Annotated in this window: 18 protein-coding genes; 7 read left to right on the top strand and 11 right to left on the bottom strand. The window is 67.3% G+C overall.

Features of this window, described 5'->3' with window-relative positions; all coding sequences use genetic code 11:
* Nucleotides 1-10: 10 nt before the first annotated feature.
* Genes QNM97_RS19530 through QNM97_RS19520 form a run of 3 tightly spaced genes read right to left on the bottom strand, consistent with a single transcriptional unit; the run spans nt 11 to nt 3,612 of the window.
* Nucleotides 11-1,123 (bottom strand): acyl-CoA dehydrogenase family protein, encoded by a 1,113-nt coding sequence (locus tag QNM97_RS19530; protein ID WP_283819929.1) that lies wholly within the window; start codon nt 1,121-1,123, stop codon nt 11-13.
* 49 nt (nt 1,124-1,172) lie between these two features.
* Nucleotides 1,173-2,372 carry an acyl-CoA dehydrogenase family protein gene (locus tag QNM97_RS19525; RefSeq protein ID WP_283819928.1) on the bottom strand — a complete coding sequence of 400 codons (1,200 nt, stop codon included), beginning with the start codon at nt 2,370-2,372 and terminating at the stop codon, nt 1,173-1,175.
* Nucleotides 2,347-3,612: an MFS transporter gene (locus QNM97_RS19520; protein ID WP_283819927.1), complete on the bottom strand. Its 1,266-nt coding sequence runs from the start codon at nt 3,610-3,612 to the stop codon at nt 2,347-2,349. Before QNM97_RS19520 ends, QNM97_RS19525 begins: the two co-directional genes overlap by 26 nt.
* Nucleotides 3,613-3,716: 104 nt before the next feature.
* Between QNM97_RS19520 and QNM97_RS19515 the strand changes: the two genes are divergently transcribed.
* Nucleotides 3,717-4,310 carry a TetR/AcrR family transcriptional regulator gene (locus QNM97_RS19515; RefSeq protein ID WP_283819926.1) on the top strand — a complete coding sequence of 198 codons (594 nt, stop codon included), beginning with the start codon at nt 3,717-3,719 and terminating at the stop codon, nt 4,308-4,310.
* Here QNM97_RS19515 and QNM97_RS19510 read toward each other — a convergent pair whose 3' ends face one another.
* Complete coding sequence (locus QNM97_RS19510; protein WP_283819925.1) at nt 4,311-5,300, bottom strand: alpha/beta hydrolase; 990 nt, start codon at nt 5,298-5,300, stop codon at nt 4,311-4,313.
* A gap of 74 nt (nt 5,301-5,374) precedes the next feature.
* On the opposite strand from QNM97_RS19510, the gene QNM97_RS19505 reads away from it, so the two are divergent.
* The 4 genes from QNM97_RS19505 to QNM97_RS19490 all read left to right on the top strand — a co-directional run bounded on the left by QNM97_RS19505 (nt 5,375) and on the right by QNM97_RS19490 (nt 8,784).
* Nucleotides 5,375-6,790, top strand: a complete 1,416-nt coding sequence (locus tag QNM97_RS19505; RefSeq protein ID WP_283819924.1) for an amidase — start codon at nt 5,375-5,377, stop codon at nt 6,788-6,790.
* Nucleotides 6,791-7,561: 771 nt separating this feature from the next.
* Entirely contained in the window at nt 7,562-7,753 is a 192-nt protein-coding gene (locus QNM97_RS19500) for a hypothetical protein (RefSeq protein WP_283819923.1), read from the top strand.
* Nucleotides 7,754-7,903: 150 nt separating this feature from the next.
* Nucleotides 7,904-8,416, top strand: a complete 513-nt coding sequence (locus QNM97_RS19495) for a nucleotidyltransferase domain-containing protein (protein WP_283819922.1) — start codon at nt 7,904-7,906, stop codon at nt 8,414-8,416.
* On the top strand, nt 8,416-8,784 hold the full coding sequence (locus QNM97_RS19490) for a HepT-like ribonuclease domain-containing protein (RefSeq protein WP_283819921.1): 369 nt from the start codon (nt 8,416-8,418) through the stop codon (nt 8,782-8,784). The genes QNM97_RS19495 and QNM97_RS19490 overlap by 1 nt, the downstream gene beginning before the upstream one ends.
* A gap of 38 nt (nt 8,785-8,822) precedes the next feature.
* Here QNM97_RS19490 and QNM97_RS19485 read toward each other — a convergent pair whose 3' ends face one another.
* The 3 genes from QNM97_RS19485 to QNM97_RS19475 all read right to left on the bottom strand — a co-directional run bounded on the left by QNM97_RS19485 (nt 8,823) and on the right by QNM97_RS19475 (nt 11,316).
* Nucleotides 8,823-9,248: an HIT family protein gene (locus QNM97_RS19485; RefSeq protein ID WP_283819920.1), complete on the bottom strand. Its 426-nt coding sequence runs from the start codon at nt 9,246-9,248 to the stop codon at nt 8,823-8,825.
* Nucleotides 9,249-9,319: 71 nt separating this feature from the next.
* Complete coding sequence (locus QNM97_RS19480) at nt 9,320-10,951, bottom strand: monocarboxylic acid transporter (RefSeq protein WP_283819919.1); 1,632 nt, start codon at nt 10,949-10,951, stop codon at nt 9,320-9,322.
* Nucleotides 10,948-11,316: a DUF485 domain-containing protein gene (locus tag QNM97_RS19475; RefSeq protein WP_208794159.1), complete on the bottom strand. Its 369-nt coding sequence runs from the start codon at nt 11,314-11,316 to the stop codon at nt 10,948-10,950. Before QNM97_RS19475 ends, QNM97_RS19480 begins: the two co-directional genes overlap by 4 nt.
* 203 nt (nt 11,317-11,519) lie before the next feature.
* Between QNM97_RS19475 and QNM97_RS19470 the strand changes: the two genes are divergently transcribed.
* The gene (locus tag QNM97_RS19470; RefSeq protein WP_283819918.1) at nt 11,520-12,461 is read left to right on the top strand and encodes a dipeptidase; all 942 of its coding nucleotides are present in this window, start codon (nt 11,520-11,522) and stop codon (nt 12,459-12,461) included.
* Nucleotides 12,462-12,473: 12 nt separating this feature from the next.
* On the opposite strand, the gene QNM97_RS19465 is transcribed toward QNM97_RS19470, so the two are convergent.
* Genes QNM97_RS19465 through QNM97_RS19450 form a run of 4 tightly spaced genes read right to left on the bottom strand, consistent with a single transcriptional unit; the run spans nt 12,474 to nt 16,640 of the window.
* Nucleotides 12,474-14,222: a sodium/solute symporter gene (locus tag QNM97_RS19465; RefSeq protein ID WP_283819917.1), complete on the bottom strand. Its 1,749-nt coding sequence runs from the start codon at nt 14,220-14,222 to the stop codon at nt 12,474-12,476.
* Nucleotides 14,222-14,647 carry a hypothetical protein gene (locus QNM97_RS19460; protein ID WP_283819916.1) on the bottom strand — a complete coding sequence of 142 codons (426 nt, stop codon included), beginning with the start codon at nt 14,645-14,647 and terminating at the stop codon, nt 14,222-14,224. The genes QNM97_RS19465 and QNM97_RS19460 overlap by 1 nt, the downstream gene beginning before the upstream one ends.
* Complete coding sequence (locus tag QNM97_RS19455; RefSeq protein WP_283819915.1) at nt 14,644-15,429, bottom strand: LytR/AlgR family response regulator transcription factor; 786 nt, start codon at nt 15,427-15,429, stop codon at nt 14,644-14,646. The genes QNM97_RS19460 and QNM97_RS19455 overlap by 4 nt, the downstream gene beginning before the upstream one ends.
* Entirely contained in the window at nt 15,426-16,640 is a 1,215-nt protein-coding gene (locus QNM97_RS19450; RefSeq protein WP_283819914.1) for a sensor histidine kinase, read from the bottom strand. The genes QNM97_RS19455 and QNM97_RS19450 overlap by 4 nt, the downstream gene beginning before the upstream one ends.
* Before the next feature lie 116 nt (nt 16,641-16,756).
* Between QNM97_RS19450 and lppU the strand changes: the two genes are divergently transcribed.
* Complete coding sequence (gene lppU, locus QNM97_RS19445) at nt 16,757-17,317, top strand: LppU family putative lipoprotein (protein ID WP_283819913.1); 561 nt, start codon at nt 16,757-16,759, stop codon at nt 17,315-17,317.
* Nucleotides 17,318-17,373 lie beyond the last annotated feature (56 nt).

Genomic DNA, 17,373 nt, shown 5'->3' with positions numbered 1-17,373 from the left:
CGGGTCGAGATCAGGACAGGGCGACCAGATCGTAGGAGTTGACGTTGCGTGCCAGGCTCTGCACGTGCTCGGTCGCGTCGCCGAGCGTGTGGCTGATGGCGGTCAGTCGGCTCGTGTAATGGCCGACCGGGTACTCGGCGGTCATACCGATACCGCCGTGCATCTGGATCGCCTCCTGCCCGATGTGGCGACCCGAGCGGCAGATCTGCAGCTTGGCGCGTGAGGCGATCACCGGGTCGGCGATGCCGTCGGCGAGCGCGGTCGTCGCATACAGGCTCATCGACCGCGCCAGCTCGAGCTGCACGTACATGTCGGCAGCGCGGTGCGTCAGCGCCTGGAACGTCGCCAGTGTCACCCCGAACTGCTTGCGCGTCTTGAGGTAATCGACGGTGAGGTCCAGTGCGCGTTCCATCGCGCCGACGGCCTCCGCGCACAGTGCGGTCTGGATGCCGACCTCGACGTCGGCGAGCAGTGCCGAGGCGTCGCCGGAACCGAGGCGGGTGGCCGGAGCGCCGTCGAAGACGATCTGAGCGCCTCGACGCCGATCGTGGGTGCGGTAGGCGGTGCGGGTGACGCCGTCGGCGTCGGCGTCGACGAGGTACAGGCCGACCTCGCCGTTCTCGCGCGCCGACACGATCAGCTTGTCCGCGCAATCACCGTGCGGCACCAACGATTTGCTTCCGGCGAGCTTTCCGTCGGCGGCGGTGGTGGCCACCGCGGCCGCAGGCCAGCGGTCGCCGGCCTCCTGATGGGCGAAGGCGAAAAGCAGCTCGCCGCCGGCCAGGCCGCCGAGGAGTTCCTCGCGCAGGTCGCCTTCGGCGGTCGCGACGATCAGCGAGCCCGGGACCAACGCCGCGTCCAGGTACGGCTCGGGTGCCAGCGCTCGGCCGATCTCGCCCATGACCGAGGCGAACTCGACGGGGCCCGCTCCGGCGCCGCCGTCCTCCTCGGGGATGGTCAGGCCGAGAATGCCGATGTCGGCCAACGACTTCCAGACGTCGCGGCTCCAGCCCAGCTCGGTGTCGGTGACCTTGCGCAGCGTCTCGACGTCGTAGGTCTTGCTCAGGACGTCGCGGACGGTGTCGCGCAACATCGTCTGTTCTTCGGACAGTTCGAAATCCATGTGTGTTCCTCGTGTGTCGGGAGGTCGAATGGTCGTGTGTGCGGCGCGATTACAGGCCGAGCACGGCCTTGTCGATGATCTGGCGCTGAACCTCCGACGAACCGCCGTAGATGGTCACCTTGCGGTAGTTCAGATAGGTCGGCACCGACAGCTGCGCCCACTCCGGGGCCTCGATGTCGGCCGATCCGTTGGGCGCGGCCGGATCGAGTCCGGCGACCGGGAGCGAATCCGGGCCCGCGATGTCGGCGAGCAACTCCATCGCCTCCTGCTGCAGCTGGCTCCCGCGGAGCTTGAGCAGCGACGACGCGGGATTGGGCTTGCCGTCGGCCGACGATGCGACCACACGTAGCTGGGTCAGCTCCAGGGCGAGGACCTCGTTCTCGAGTTCGGCGAGGCGCGCGGCGAGGAACGGGTCCTCGATCAGCGGCTTGCCGTCGGCCGCGGTGACCTCACGGGCGAGTTCCTTGGCGCGGGCCAGCTTGGTCTTGGTGTAGCCGACGCGCGCGATACCGCTGCGCTCGTTGCCCAGCAAGAACTTCGCCTGCGTCCACCCCTGGTTCTCCTCGCCGACGAGGTTGTCCACCGGAACCCGCACGTCGTTGAAGAAGACCTCGTTGACCTCGTAGCCGCCGTCGATCAACTGGATCGGACGCAGTTCGACGCCGGGGGTGTCCATCGGGAACAGCAGCATCGAGATGCCGGCCTGCTTCTTGACGTCGGGGTCGGTGCGGCACAGGCAGAAGATCCAGTCGGCGAACTGGCCGAGGGTGGTCCAGGTCTTCTGGCCGTTGACGACGTAGTGGTCGCCGTCGCGCACCGCGCGGGTCTTCAGCGACGCGAGGTCCGAGCCCGCCTCGGGCTCGGAAAAGCCCTGGCACCACCAGATGTCGAGGTTGGCGGTCTTGGGCAGGAAGCGTTCCTTCATCTCCTGCGACCCGAACTGGGCGATGACGGGGCCGATCATGCCCGCGTTGAACGGCAGCATGTCGGGCACCGACGCGAGGCTCATCTCCTCGCGGTAGATGTGGTGCTGGATCGGGGTCCAGTCCTGTCCGCCCCATTCGGTCGGCCAGTGCGGTACGGCGTAGCCCGCCTCGTTCATGATGCGGGTGGTGGTGACGATGTCCTCGGGGTAGTTCAGCTTCCCGGCGGCCGAGCGTTCGCGCAGGTCCTTGGGGATCGCGGTGGTGAAAAATGTCCGAAGTTCGTCGCGGAAGGCTTCTTCACTTGAACTGAATTTCAGGTGCATGCCTACCTTCATACTCTTCGAGGTCGCGGACGCAAACCCGGCCCCGGAGATTCGCCCGCCGGCGGGTGCGCGCCGACGCCAGTCCGCCGAGGACGGCCAGTGCCAGCACGTAGCCGACGTAGATCGCGACGGTGGCGCGCAGGCCGAGGTGGCCGACGACGAGTCCGGCGATCACGGCGGGCACACTGAAGGCCACGTAGCTGACGATGAAGACCGCCGAGAACACCTGTCCGCGTTGTGGGGCGGGTGTCTGTGCACTGATCGAGTCCAGTGCACCGAGGAAGGTCCCGGCGAATCCCGATCCGGCGATCAGCGACCCGACGATGTACACCGGCAGGGACTCGGTGAGCACACCGGCCAGCGAGATGACCGCGCCGCCGGCGAGCGCCGGATAGCCGAAGGCCAGTTTGGCCTGCGGCGCCCACGATGTGATCAGCAGCGAGGTCAGTGCGCCTGCGGCGAAGAAGACGAACAGCAGCAGGCCCGCCTCGGCGTGATTGGCGACGCCGAACACGCGCGCCACCACCGACGAGCCGAGCGAGAGATAGAGCCCACCGAGCGACCATGTGGCCACGAACGCGGGGATGGCGGCCCAGAACTGTGAGCGCACCGCGGCGGGCACCGACGCCTGCGGTGCCAGGGTGCCGAGCAGATGACGTCGTGACGAGAAGCCCACGCGTTCAGAGGTTTCCGGGATGATCAGCAGTGCGATCAGGAGTACGGCGTAGAGGGCGAGGACGATCTCGTAGACCAGGAAACGCGGGTGCGGAGCATATTGGACCAACACGCCGGCCACCGCGACCCCGCCGGCGAGACCGATGGTCGGCCCCGCCCCGGTGATCGCCGACGACAGGCGTGGGCTCGGAGCCATGTCGACGACGGTTGCCGTCAACGTGCCGATCGCGGCACCGGTCGCCAACCCTTGCAGCGCACGAGCGGCCATCAGCGTGCCCACGCCGTCGGCGAGGAGGAACAGCACCATGCTCGCGATCAGCAGGACCAGGGCAACCGCGAGAACGGGCCGTCGGCCGATGTGATCGGAGAGCGATCCCACCGACAGCAGGCTGATCAGCATCGTGACGACGTAGATCGCGAAGACGCCGGTCAGGGTGAACGACGAGAAACCCCACAGCTGTTGGTAGACGGGATAGAGCGGTGAGGGCGCCGCCGACGCGAACAGCACCATCACCACCGTGGCGGTGACCACCCAGAACGCGCGGTGCGGATGTAGTCGCGACACGGGAACCTCCGAAGTTGACGAGCCGGCAAAAGCAAAGACGTTTGCGTTAGTCAAACTAGCCGGGATGGACCCCTAAAGCAACGCAGTTTGCAATAATCGATTCCATGGGTGCGACAACGGCGACGAATGTGCAGGTGTACGAGGGGCAGCACCCGCGCCGGCCCGGCGGCCGCAGCGCGCGCGTCCAGCAGGCGGTGTACCGCGCCGTGGGACAACTCGTCGGTGCCGGTGAGCGCGAGACCATGACCATCCCGCAGGTCGCCGAGATCGCCGGGGTCAATCCGACGTCGATCTACCGGCGGTGGGGATCGATCACCGCACTCGTCGAGGAGGTGGCGGTCGCCGCCCTCACCCAAGGGGAGGATCTCCCCGACACCGGCACCCTGCACGGCGATCTCACCGACTGGGCACAGATCATCGCCGACGACATTGGGCGGCCCAAACGCCGCTCCTACCTGCGCGCGATGGTCCTTGCGCGCGACGAACTCGTCGACGAATGCCCGTGCTGGGAGATTCGGCGCACGCAGGCGCAGCAGATGGTGGCCCGTGCCACCGACCGCAGTGAGTCCACGCCGACCGTCGAGCAGATCCTCGACCACATCATCGCGCCGCTCTATCACCACGCGGTGTTCGGCAAGGCCATGGACGACGCGTTCGCCGCCCGACTCGCCGGCGATGTGATGGCGATGATCGCCTGATCAGCCGCCGATAGCGCGTCGGAAGAACGGCCACGACCGGTGGAGCTGATCCTGCCAGTAGCCCCATGAGTGGGTACCCGGCCGGCCGACGTCGGCGGTGAAGGGGATGCGCAGTCCTCTGAGGCGTCCGAGGAGCTGCTGGGTGCAGATGCTGGTGGCCGCCTCGATCCCGCCGCCGAGCACCACCTGATCGGTCAGCGTGATCGGGTCGCGCACCGCCTGCGGGGTGTCGTGCGGACCGGGCAGACCGCTGGAGTTGGAGATGTAGAGCGCGGTGCCGCGCAGCTTGCCCGCATTGCGGACGGGATCGTTGGCACGCCACAGCGGACCGTTGTCGGGGCCCCACATGTTGACGGTGTTGCCGCCGCCGCGACCGTCGACGACGAGCTTGATGTACTGCTGCCCCAACGGGTCCGACGTCGACGCGCAACCGCTGTAGGACGCTGCCGCCCGATAGAGCCCGCGATGCGCGATCGCCAGATTGAGCACCGAGGTCCCCGACGACGAGATGCCGCCGATCGCGTTGCGTCCGCTCGTGCGGTAGGCCGAGTCGATGACCGCGGGCAACTCCGAGCCGAGGAACGTCGACCACTTGTTGACGCCGAGCGTCGGATCACGACGAATCCAGTCGGTGTAGTAACTGAATGCGCCCTGCTCGGGGATGACGACGTAGACGTTCTTGTCGGCGAAGAACGTCTCGATGTCGGTCCGCGCGAGCCAGGAGGCGCTGTCCTCACCGCCGCCTGCGCCGTTGAGCAGATACAGCACGCCTCGCGGCTGCGACGGATCGCGCGGCTTGATCACCGTCAGCGGGATGTCGCGGTCCATCGCATCGGAGTGCACGACGATGGTGGTGAGCTTCTCCGACGGCGAGCCCGCCGACACCATGTGCCCGGCCGCGTGGGCCTCGGGAGCCACACCGACCGGAACGAGTAGCGCGGCGATGGCCAGCACCGCGATCAACAGTCCGCGTCGTGCTCGTCGCGTCATCCCCGGGCCCCGTTTCGTGTGCATGTGGATGGAGTGGACGCTATCAGGGTCGACGCCCGCTAGGGTGGGCGCGCATGAGGCATGTGCATGCATTCGGAGACGACGCACTCGGGCAGTCCGACGCACTCGGCGTGGCGGCGGCCATCGCCGCGGGTGAGATCTCGGCGACCGAAGCCGTCGACGCCGCGCTCGAGCGGATCGACCGGGTCAACCCGCAGATCAACGCGATCGCCATCGACGACAGGGAACGTGCCCGCAAGCGCGCCGCCGATGACGATTTCGGTGGTGGCGTGTTCGCCGGCGTGCCTTCGGTCATCAAGAACAACACCCTGATGGCGGGTATCCCGACGACCCACGGCTCCGCGGCGGTCCCCGTGCTGGTGGCCACCGCCAACGAGCCGTTCACCGATCAACTGCTCGCCACCGGACTGAACATCGTCGGGGCGTCGACGCTGCCGGCGTTCGGTCTGACCGCGACGACCGAATTCGTCGACCGTGACCCCACCCGCAATCCCTGGGACACCGACTACTCCTCGGGTGCGTCCTCCGGCGGATCGGCCGCACTCGTCGCATCGGGGGCGTTGCCGATCGCGCACGGCAACGACGGCGGCGGATCGATCCGAATCCCGGCCGCCGCGTGCGGACTCGTGGGGCTCAAACCCAGCCGCGACCGGGTGGTGGCCTCGCCCGAGGGTAAGGCGATGCCCATCGACCTCATTTCCAACGGGGTCATCAGTCGCAGTGTGCGCGATACCGCCCACTTTCTCTCCGATGCTGAGAAGTTCTGTCCGGCACCGGGTCTCCCACCCGTGGGTCTCGTCGAGGGGCCGTCGGAGCGGCGCCTGCGCATCGCCATGCTCACCGAGCCGCTGACCGGACAGTTGCTCGACGACGACACCCAGGCCGGCCTGACCGCCACGGCCGAACTCCTCGAAAGCCTGGGCCACCGCACCGAATTCATCCCGGTACCCGTCGACCGTGCCTATGTCACCCAGTTCACCGATTACTGGGCGATGCTGGCGTTCTCGCTGGACCGATTCGGAAAACGGATGATCGACAAGGGTTTCGACCGCAGCAAGCTCGATCCGTTCACCCGCGGACTCTCGCGCATGTACCTGCGCCGCATGTGGCGTACGCCGTCGGTGATTCGCGGACTCAAACAGTCGACCGTGCGCTTCCAGGAGACCTTCGCCCGCTTCGACGCGGTCCTGTCGCCGACGCTGGCACACACCACGCCGAAGATCGGATACCTCGATCCCGCAGGCGATTTCGACGAGATCTTCGACCGCCTGACCCGCTACGTCGCGTTCACCCCGGCCAACAACACCTCCGGCGCGCCGGGTATCAGCCTGCCGCTCGCGCAGACCTCACAGGGCCTGCCGCTCGGCATGCATTTCACCACCGACCTCGGTGACGAGCGCACGCTGCTCGAGCTCGCCTACGAACTCGAGGCGGCACAACCGTTCGCACGAATCAACGACGCCGGCTGACGCCGGGAACTCAGGGGGAGATGTCGGTTGGGGGTAGGGCTGTGTGGTCGAGCTGTGTCGAAAGGGGCCGCGCTCCTGGCAGCGGGAGGCGGGCTGGGCGCGGCTGTGATGGCTGTCGTGGCCTTCTTCAGTCGGCGGCCCGCCACGCTGATCGGAGGTGACTTCGGTTCTGTCACTTCTTTTCTCGGCACGGTGGTGGGAATGGCCATCGTGCAGGCGGTGGTTTTGGTCGCGGCCGTGACCGGGGTGATGGTGAGACGTGTCCGGCGTCGAATCGCGTTCTTGGTGACCCCGGTGATCTCCGTGTTTCTCGCGGCCTCGGTCGCGGTGGGCGTTGACGTTGATGGCTGCATCGGTGGCGGTGCTGTTGGTCGCGGCGGTTCGCGCGGGCGGACCGGCGGCCATGACCGGCACACGAGCCGTGCCCGTCGGCGCGCTTGCCGGCGGCCTCGTCGTCGTGTGTGCCGCCGCCGGCTCGATCGTTGCGGTGAGATCTCGCCATCCCGCGGAAGCCGTTGCAGCGGTTCCTATTCCATCGATCCCGACAAGCCTGGGAACCCGCACCGTCTACACCGTACCTGCGCTCGGTCCGTCTGCGGTGATCCCGGCTGGTCCGGGTTTCGTTGTGTTGGGCCGGGATTCGGTGGCCGCCTACCACGGTGAGACCGGGCAGCGACGGTGGGTCCGATCGTTCGCAGATCTACCGTTCGGCTGCCGCACGGTGGGGAAATGGGCTGCTGGTATGGCGCCGACGGCCGATCCGGGAGCGCGATGGTCGACATACGAAGCGCGTCGACCTCGACCATCCGTGGCGTCGACCTCTATCCGAACGGGATACCCGACGAGATTCCGGTCGGACAACGACTCGCCGCCGTCGGCGATGGCATCGTGAGCGGGGTGGTGGCCCCGACCGGACCGAATGTCGTAGCGGTGATCGCCGCCGATGGGCAGGCAACGACGTGACCCGCGCCTTGCGACAAGGTATCCGGGGTCCTGCCGGTACCCGGCGCCATCCTGATGACCTGCTTCCGCCACGATCGACCGAACACCGTGAACGACGTCGTCGTGCTGGGTATCCGGTAACACCGGTCGAGGGGCGCGCAGGCGGCGGAGGTGGACTCCCGTGCATCAGACGAACCAGAATTGATACCAATATTGGAATATTCTGTGGGTATGGATGGTGTAGAGATCGGTCGGCGGCGGCGCGCCGGAATGACTCAGGCGCAACTCGCTGACGCCTCTGGCATTGCACAACCACATATCTCTGCCTATGAGGGCGGAAAGCGAACGGTCACAGCCGATGTTGCGGCCAAGGTCGACGCGGCGACACGGCTGCGGCCGTCGGAACTGATAGGTCGACACCGAGAAGAGATTCGTGAGATGGTGTCGGCTCACCGCGGCCGCAACGTCCGTGTATTCGGTTCGGTGGCCCGCGGAACCGATACCGAGAACAGCGACCTCGATCTCCTCGTGACCTTTCTCCCCGATACGCATCTGGGAGAGGTCGGGGTTCTGATCGGTGAGTTGAGAGAGCTTCTGGGCGTCGATGTCGACGTGGTCAGCGACGGAGCTCTGACCGACAAGCGCTTCTCTCGGCGGGTCCTCGCCGATGCGGTGCCTCTCTGATGCCAGAAGAGAGTCGCGTCTCCATCGGCGAGCGCTATGGCGACCGCGTGCTCGACCGCCTTGACGACCTCATCGACCATTGTCGGGAGGCTGAGGAGCTCGTCGCAGATGGAAAGCCCGTACTCCTGGCAAGCTGGCGTCAGCAACGTGCGGCCGAGGCGGTGATCGGCCGCATCGGCAACACTGCGTCGCACCTCCCGGCGCGATTCCGCGACGAGTTCGACGGCCAGCTGTGGACTCTGATCGTCGGCATTCGGATCAAGGTTGCTCGCGAGTATCACGATCTCGACTACCGCCAGGTGTGGACAGCACTCGTCGGAGCGAGGGCGTTGCGCCTCTACGTCGAGGACGACATCCTGGGAAGGTGAGGCCCCCGCGACGCCGAGTCGCCCCGGCTCGGTGCGCCTCAGCCCAGCGCGGCCGACAGCCGATCGGCGAAGTCCGTCATCACCTGTCGATCTCCCGGGACACCCGGCTGCCAGGGCAGTCGCAGGCGGTCCCGGTCCCGATCGGCGTAACGCGGTATGACGTGCAGGTGAAAGTGGAAGACGGTCTGCCAGGCGTCGGCGCCGCAGCAGTTGAGGAGATTCACGCCGTCGGCGTCGAGGTCGCCGACCACGGCGCGGGCGATCCGCTGCGCTTCGAGGGTGACCGCCGTCAGACCCTGCGCGTCGATGTCGAGCAGATCGGTGCTGTGGCGCTTGGGAATCACCAGTAGATGGCCGTCGTTACCCGGCGCGATGTCCATGAATGCGTAGGTGGTTTCCGTTTCCGACACCCGGACACTCGGCGCCGTACCCGCGACGATCGCGCAGAAGATGCAGTTGGTCATGCCCGAATGGTAAAGGCGTGTCTCCCGAGATCACCTCGGGAGACACGCCTTCGGGGTCACCGGATGCCGTCCTAGTGCGCCACTGCCTCCTCGGCGCCCACGCCGGTCAGGGAGCGAACCTCCATCTCGGCGTTGCGTTCGGGGGTACCGCGATCCGACGGCGAGGTCAGCGTGCCGACGATACCGAGCACGAAGGCCAACGGGATCGAGACGATGCCGGGATTCTCCAACGGGAACCAGGCGAAGTCGGCACCGGGGACCATCGAGGTGGCCTTACCAGAGACCGCGGGCGAGAACACGATGAGCAGCAGCGTCGAACCCAGGCCACCGTAGATGCTCCACAGTGCACCGCGGGTGTTGAAGCGCTTCCAGTACAGCGAATACACGATGGTCGGCAAATTGGCCGCGGCGGCGATGGCGAACGCCAGGGCCACCAGGAAGGCCACGTTCTGGCCGTTGGCGAGGATGCCGAGCACGATTCCGAGGACGCCGAGAGTGATTGCGGCGTAGCGTGATACGCGGACCTGGTCGTCCTCGCTGACTTTGCCGCGCTTGATGACGTTGGCGTAGATGTCGTGGGCGAAGGACGCCGAGGCGGTGATCGTCAGTCCGGCGACGACGGCGAGGATCGTCGCGAACGCGACGGCTGCGATGATGCCGAGCAGGATCGTGCCACCGAGTTCGAAGGCGAGCAGTGGCGCTGCGGCGTTCTCCTTGCCTGCGGCCGCGAGGATGCGGTCGGGTCCGACGATCGCGGCGGCACCGTAACCGAGGATGAGGGTGAACAGGTAGAACGCACCGATGAGCGCGATCGCCCAGACCACCGAGCGCCGAGCCTCTTTCGCGGTCGGGACGGTGTAGAAACGCATCAGCACATGCGGAAGGCCGGCGGTGCCGAGAACCAGGGCGATGGCCAGTGAGATGAAGTTGATCTGCGATTCCATCGACCCGCCGTACTTGGCGCCGGGCGCGAGAACGTCACGGGCGGCGACCTTTTCGCTCGACGATCCACTGATCGCATCTTGTGCGCCGCCCAGGATGTGGGACACGTTGAGCCCGAACTTGGCCAGCACCAGGACCGTCATGAACGCGGCACCCGCGATCAGCAGCACGGCCTTGATGATCTGCACCCAGGTGGTGCCCTTCATTCCGCCGACGAGCACGTAGACGATCATCAGCGCGCCGACCACGGCGATCACGACCGACTGCCCGGTCCGTGAGGTCACGTCGAGCAGCAGGGCGACCAGGCCGCCGGCACCGGCCATCTGTGCCAGCAGATAGAACAGCGAGACCGCCAGTGTCGAGATCGCCGCCGCCAGTCGTACCGGGCGCTGCTTGAGGCGGAAGCTCAAGACGTCGGCCATGGTGAATTTGCCGGTGTTGCGCAGCAATTCGGCGACGAGCAACAGCGCCACCAGCCATGCCACGAGGAATCCGATGGAGTAGAGGAAGCCGTCATAGCCGTACACGGCGATGGCGCCGGCGATGCCGAGGAAGCTCGCGGCGGACAGATAGTCACCGGCGATGGCGATGCCGTTCTGGGGCCCGGAGAACGCGCGGCCACCGGTGAAGTAATCGGTGGCCGACGCGTTCTTCTTGCTCGCGCGGATCACCACGAACAACGTGATGGCGACGAAGGCGACGAAGATGGCGATGTTCGCGATGGGATTACCCACGGCGGCAGATGCTGCGAGAGTGGTCATTTGGCGGCCTCGTTCATCATCTCGGTGCGGATCGCCTCGGCCTTGGGGTCGAGGTCACGATTGGCGAAACGGACGTAGAGTCCGGTGATGACGAATGTCGTCACGAACTGCAACAGGCCGAGAATGAGGCCCAAGTTGATGTCACCCCACACAGGCGTCGCCATGAAGTCGTGCGCGAACGCCCCGAGCAGCACGTACACCGCGTACCACAGCAGAAAGAAGGCGGTCATCGGGAACACGAAGCGGCGCAGGGTGCGCTTGAGATCCTGGAATTGCGGACTGGCCTGCATCGCGACGTATTGCTCGCCCGTCGGATGCGCGGGCGCCGGCGGCGACGCCGGCGTGGGTTGGTCGACAGTGGACACGAGATCCTCCCAAACTGTGATGGTTCGCCCAAACTGTGATGGTCGATGACTCATAGAGTTGATGAGGTCCATGTCACACACAATGGGGTGGCGCGGGTCACACGACGAAACCGGTCATCCGTGCGGTGGGCGGTCGGTCGGCCCCGACGAACGGTCGGTGTCGAGGGGTACGCAACGACACGACGGCGGGAGAGGATGGCGGTATGACGCTTCTGTGGGATCAGCACGCATGTCTGCCGCTGCAACCCGACGCCGACGTCGGATACCTGCGGCGATTCGACCGCAACGGGCCGACATATGTGTCGGTCAACGTCGGCTACTCGCCGCAGAGCTTCGACGATTCGTCGTTGCTGCTGAGGCGTTTCCGGGCCGCGATCACCGACCACCCGGGCCTGGCGCTTGCGACGACGCCGTCCGACATCGAGGCCGCGGTCGGGCGGATCGCGGTGGCCTTCGATCTCGAGGACTCCAATCCCCTCGACGGTGACCTCGCCAACGTCGCCCGGTTCGTCGACCTCGGCGTTCGCACGATGCTCCCGTCGTACAACCACGCCAACCGCGCCGGGTGCGGGTGCCTCGATACCGACGACACCGGACTGACCGCGTGGGGTCGAGACCTCGTCGCCGAGATGAATTCGGCCGGGATGGTGCCTGACGGTTCACACTGCTCGGTGCGCACCGGCCTGGATCTGTGCGAGGTGTCGAGCAAGCCCGTCATCTACAGCCATTCGTGCATGCGCGGTGTGTGGGATCACCCTCGCAACATCACCGACGATCAGGCCCGTGAGTGCGCCGCGACCGGCGGGGTCGTCGGCATCACCGGTGTCGGGATCTTCCTCGGCCCCAACACCCCGACGCTCGAGGCGATGACCCGCCACCTCGAGTACGCGGTCGAACTCGTCGGCATCGAGCACGTCGGCGTCAGCACTGATCACTCCTTCGACGCCGAGGACTTCCTCGCCGAGATCCACGACCATCCCGAGGCGTTCGACGAGTCCTACACGCGGTGGGGGCCGATCCGCTGGATGGCGCCCGAGGTTTTCGTCACCCTGGGAAGCCATCTCGCCCAACGGGGCTGGGCCGCCGACGACATCACCGCGGTACTGGGCGGCAACTTTCGGCGGGTTGTCGAGTGCTCGTGGTGACGGTGTGTGACCTCACTGCGCCGATCCGTCGCGGGGGAGGCGTTCGACGCCCATCCCGACCCGTTCGGGGACGTGCATCCGCGCGAAGGTGCGCGAGAGGTCGCTGGGTACGCGGGTGCGGGTGGCGAGGCTGACGAGCATCATCGTCGCGAAGGCGAGCGGTACGGTCACCGCTGCGGGGAAGCCGACGATGACCGCGGGCCATCCGCCCAGCGAGGTGTCCCCGATACCGCCGGCGATCGCCAATAATGTTGCGGTGCCCGACGACAGACCACCGACCAGCATGCCGGAAATGGCGCCCGCGGGGGTCAGTCGGCGCCACCAGATACCGAGGATCAGCAATGGGCACAGGGTCGAGGCTGCGACCGCGAACACCAGACCGACCGTGCGCGACAACTCCAGAGACGTTGCGGCCACACTGAACACGATGGGGATCACCCCACCGATCACGGCGGCGACCCGGAAGTCGTGGATGCGCCCGCGCAGGACGTCGGTGGAGATCGCCCCGGCCACACTGACGAGCAGTCCCGACGAGGTCGCGAGGAATGCGGCGATCGCGCCGGCGGCCACGAGTGCGGCGAGCAGTTGGCCGGCCACCCCGCCGATCGCCGCCGACGGCAACAGCAGCACCGCGGCATCGGAGGTGCCAGTGATCAACAGTTGCGGCACATAGAGTCTCGCGAAGACCCCGAGCAACATCGGGAACAGGTAGAACAGGCCGAGCAGGGCGATCACCGTCAGCGCGGTCCGGCGTGCGGAGCGTCCGTCCAGGTTGGTGTAAAACCGCACCAGCACATGCGGCAGCCCCATGGTGCCGAGGAAGGTCGCGATGATGATCGAATACACCTGGTACAGGGGATGATTGCCGCCGAGACCACCGCCCGGCGCCACCCAGGACGCACCGGTCGTCGGGGCGCCGGCCACCACCGGAGTGGCCGCGCCGGCGTCGATCCGGATGGTGCTGCCCGAGCTCAATGTGTACTCACCGGGCGCGCGAAAGGCGGCGTCGTCGACGTGTGTGCCGTCGATGGTGCCGGTGACGTGCACCCCGGCGGTCTCCGGGACCGACAGCACGGTGTCGGTGGTGATGTCGACGGTGGTGGCGACGTCGACGCGCGGCGGCGCGGGCTCGCCGACCGGTTCGCGGTGTGCGAGGAACACGATCACCAGGGCCAGCGCGGGTACCCCGATCGCGGTGAGCTTCAACCAGTACTGGAATGCCTGGACGAACGTGATCGAGCGCATGCCACCGCCGACGACGTTGACGATCACGATCAGCCCGACGGCCACTGCTCCCACCCAGACTGGTACGCCCAGCAAGATGTTGAGTGTCAGTCCGGCGCCCTGGAACTGCGGGATCAGGTACAACACACACACGACGACCACCACCAGCATCGCCGTCTGACGTGCGGGCCTCGACGAGAGGCGGAACTCGGCGAAGTCGGGCACGGTGTAGGCGCCCGAGCGCCGCAGCGGGGCGGCGACGAACAGCAACAGCCCGAGGTATCCCGCGGTGAAGCCGACCGGATACCACAGCGCATCCGCGCCGTATTTGGCGACGAGCCCGGCGACACCGAGAAATGATGCCGCCGAGAGGTATTCACCGGACACCGCGGCGGCGTTCCATCGGGAGCCGACGCTGCGTGAGGCCACCAGGAAGTCAGACGTGGTACGCGCGAAGCGCCCACCGTAGGCACCGATGACGATGGTCGCCAGTGCCGCCGCGACGAGCGCGAACGCGGTCAGGATCGTCCCCGACATCAGTCGTGCTCCGAGGGGCCGTCGCCCGCGTCGTCGTCGACGACGCCCATGAAGTCGCGTTCGGCCTGCTCGGCCAGATGCACGTAGAGTCTGCCGAACAGATACAGCAGCGGATAGACGAGCACCCCGAGGACCAACCAGGACACCCGGATGCCGAACACCGTGTATTCGCCGAGCGCTGGAAAGACGATGCCCAGCAACGGAACCAGTGCGATGATCGCCGCCACGCTCAGGCCCAGCCGCAACGCCAAACCCAGCTGTGCGCGCATCAGGCCGCGCACCAGGGCGTCGCCGACCTCGGTCTGCTCGTGCACCTCCACCCGCGTGCGCACCACGCGTGCGCCGCGTCGGCGGGCCAGCACCACCCGCTCCCGCTGCGGTGGTCGCTCCGGGCCCGGAGGCGTCTCGCCCCGGTCCGAGGTCACTGCTCGTCTCCGGTTCGGTAGGCGCGCATCGGGTCCCGGATGAGGCGATCCTTGAGTTCTCGGACCTGCCGGCGGCTCACCGGGAGTTCCACCGCCTCCGAACGGCCGTTGGCGCGTACAGCCACCATCGTCGTCGAGCCGGAGGCCCGCAGCCCGGTCACCATACCCAGCGCCACCAGATACGACCGGTGAATACGGGCGAAGCCCTTGTCCTGCCACCGGGATTCGAGGGTGGACAGCGGAATCCGCACGAGGTGTGCGCCGTCCGCCGAATGCAGCCGGGCGTAATCGCCGACGGCCTCGACCCACGAGATCGAATCGCGTCGGATCAACGAGGTCACTCCGCCCAGTTCGACGGGGATGACGTCGTCGTCGCGCGTGGTCGACTCGGGGGAAGTCGTGGGTGGGGCGGCCGCGGCGGCGACCCGATCCACCGCCTCACGTAACCGGTCCTCGCGCAACGGTTTCAGCAGGTAGTCCAGCGCGCCGACGTCGAATGCGTCGACCGCGCGGTCGTCATGCGCGGTGACGAACACGATCTGTGGGGGACTGCTGAGTTTGCGCAGCACGGTGGCCAATTCGATGCCCGAGAGGCCGGGCATGTTGATGTCGAGGAAGACCGCGTCGATCCGGTGGTCGCCGAGTTCACGCAGCGCTCCGGTGGCGTCGCCGGCGGCGAAGACCTCGCCGATCCCGGGCGCGCGGCGCAGCAGGAACACCAGTTCGTCGAGGGCGGGGCGTTCGTCGTCGACAGCCAGGACCGACAGTGCCATGGGTGTCATACTCGCACCCCGGCACGGAATTTGGGGACCCGCATCCCCACCTTGGTGCCCGCGCCGATGCCGGTGTCGACCACCAGGCCGTAGTCGTTGCCGAATGCCGCGCGCAGCCGATGGTCGACATTGGTCAGTCCGACCCGAGCTCCCGCCGATTCGTCGCGCGAGGGCGCGCCGTCGGTGGGCGGATCGAGCGCGTCGATGTCTCCGGACCGCAGGAGCTCAGGGTCCATGCCGACGCCGTCGTCCTCGACGGTGATGACGCAGTCGGTGCCCTCGTCGCGCGCGGTGATCGTGATCGATCCGCCGCCCTTGGCGGCGAGTCCGTGCCGCACCGCGTTCTCGACCAGCGGTTGCAGGGCCAGGAACGGCAGCACCACACCCAGAACCTCGGGCGCCACATGCAGTTTCACGTCGAGCGCCGGGCCGAAGCGCGCGCGCTCGAGGGTCAGGTAGCGGTCGATGTTGCGCAGTTCATCCGAGAGCAGGGTGTACTCGCCCGCCGCGCGGAACGAGTAGCGGGTGAAGTCGGCGAACTCGATGATCAGTTCGCGTGCCCGGTCGGGGTCGGTGCGCACGAATGACGCGATCGTGTTGAGCGCGTTGTAGATGAAATGCGGACTGATCTGTGCGCGCAGGGCCAGGACCTCGGCCCGGTCGAGCCGCGCCCGCGAGGCGTCGAGCTCAGCCAGCTCCACCTGATCGGAGACGTACCGGGCGACCTCCGCGATGGCGCCGAGCATGCCCGGGCCCGGGCGACTCACCGTCGCGACGACGAGCGCTCCCGCGCCGGCGTCCCCGGCGATCAGCGGCTCGGCGACCAGCGCGCGCACCGGGGAGTCCGGACCGGACGGATCGTTGACGAGTACCCGCCGCTGCTGCGCCAGCGCCGAGGCCGCCGCCGCGTCGGCCGCGGTCAGCACACGCGTGGTCCACACCGGGTCGTCGTCGTGGGCGAGTGCTTCGGCGTCCGCGTCGTACAGGGCCACCCCCTGCGCAGCGGTCAGCGAACGCAGAGGTGGCAGGGCGTCGCGCGCGGATTCGGCACCGAGCCCGCCCCGTAGCGATCGCGCAGCCAGCGACGCCGTATGCAGGGCGGTGTGTACGGCGCGTTCGGTCGGCGTCGCGACCACCCGCCGGGTCCGGATGAGGACCACGAGGCCGACGACGATCAGCGCGGCCAACACCACCACGATCGCCGCGAGATCACTCGACATCGGAATTCACCGACTCATTGTCGCGCGATCGGCGAGCCCGGGATCGGAACATTGCCGGATGTGTCGTACAGTTTCTCCGGCGACGGCAGGGGGCCAGCGTGAAGGGGGAATCCAGAATGGTGCGATATCTGTCGGCGAGACTCGTGGGTGCGCTCGGGGTGGCGGGGCTGATTGCGCTTGCGCTGACCGGCTGTTCGGCGCTGCCGTTGCGCAAGTCCACGCCGGTCTCTTCGGTCACCGAGAGCCAGGACGCCGGTGGCGACGTCGACTTCGACGCCGCGATCGGAGCGTGCGTCCACCTGTCCGGCACGATGATGGACGCCAAGATCGACCACGCGACCTGCGGACAGGCGCCCGCCAACTATGTGGTGGTGGCCAAATCGCCGACCAAGGAGGCCTGCCCGTCCGACGTCGACCAGGCCTACTACGTCACCCAGGGCGGCACCCAACAGGGCGCACTGTGCCTCGACACGGATTGGGTTGTCGGACAATGCATGACAGTTCCGAGCTTCGGCGACCCGGCGCACGTCCCGTGCAGCTCCACCGATTCCGACGCCCGTCGCATCCTCGCCGTCCTACCCGGAGCGACCGACGAGAGTGGTTGCCCGGACGCGACGACCAACTACTACACCTACGATCAGCGGCACAAGGTCGTCTGCGTGGAGAAGCTGAGCTGAGAGTTCGGCGCCGACAGCGCCCGTCCATACGCCGACAGCGCCCAGCAAAGCGCTGT

Source organism: Gordonia sp. L191 (assembly GCF_030077625.1).
GTDB classification, from domain to species: Bacteria; Actinomycetota; Actinomycetes; order Mycobacteriales; family Mycobacteriaceae; genus Gordonia; species Gordonia polyisoprenivorans_A.
The sequence above is the reverse complement of the archived record's forward strand: the minus strand, read 5'-3'. Positions and strand labels throughout refer to the sequence as shown.

Excerpts from the sequence above, each read along its gene's own strand:
- QNM97_RS19500 (WP_283819923.1), top strand. The coding sequence starts at position 7,562 with ATGGTCGACATACGAAGCGCGTCGACCTCGACCATCCGTGGCGTCGAC.
- QNM97_RS19465 (WP_283819917.1), bottom strand. The coding sequence starts at position 14,222 with ATGTCGGGGACGATCCTGACCGCGTTCGCGCTCGTCGCGGCGGCACTG.
- QNM97_RS19470 (WP_283819918.1), top strand. The coding sequence starts at position 11,520 with ATGACGCTTCTGTGGGATCAGCACGCATGTCTGCCGCTGCAACCCGAC.
- QNM97_RS19525 (WP_283819928.1), bottom strand. The coding sequence starts at position 2,372 with ATGCACCTGAAATTCAGTTCAAGTGAAGAAGCCTTCCGCGACGAACTT.
- lppU (WP_283819913.1), top strand. The coding sequence starts at position 16,757 with ATGGTGCGATATCTGTCGGCGAGACTCGTGGGTGCGCTCGGGGTGGCG.
- QNM97_RS19450 (WP_283819914.1), bottom strand. The coding sequence starts at position 16,640 with ATGTCGAGTGATCTCGCGGCGATCGTGGTGGTGTTGGCCGCGCTGATC.
- QNM97_RS19515 (WP_283819926.1), top strand. The coding sequence starts at position 3,717 with ATGGGTGCGACAACGGCGACGAATGTGCAGGTGTACGAGGGGCAGCAC.
- QNM97_RS19490 (WP_283819921.1), top strand. The coding sequence starts at position 8,416 with ATGCCAGAAGAGAGTCGCGTCTCCATCGGCGAGCGCTATGGCGACCGC.
- QNM97_RS19480 (WP_283819919.1), bottom strand. The coding sequence starts at position 10,951 with ATGACCACTCTCGCAGCATCTGCCGCCGTGGGTAATCCCATCGCGAAC.
- QNM97_RS19485 (WP_283819920.1), bottom strand. The coding sequence starts at position 9,248 with ATGACCAACTGCATCTTCTGCGCGATCGTCGCGGGTACGGCGCCGAGT.
- QNM97_RS19510 (WP_283819925.1), bottom strand. The coding sequence starts at position 5,300 with ATGACGCGACGAGCACGACGCGGACTGTTGATCGCGGTGCTGGCCATC.
- QNM97_RS19530 (WP_283819929.1), bottom strand. The coding sequence starts at position 1,123 with ATGGATTTCGAACTGTCCGAAGAACAGACGATGTTGCGCGACACCGTC.
- QNM97_RS19455 (WP_283819915.1), bottom strand. The coding sequence starts at position 15,429 with ATGACACCCATGGCACTGTCGGTCCTGGCTGTCGACGACGAACGCCCC.
- QNM97_RS19505 (WP_283819924.1), top strand. The coding sequence starts at position 5,375 with ATGAGGCATGTGCATGCATTCGGAGACGACGCACTCGGGCAGTCCGAC.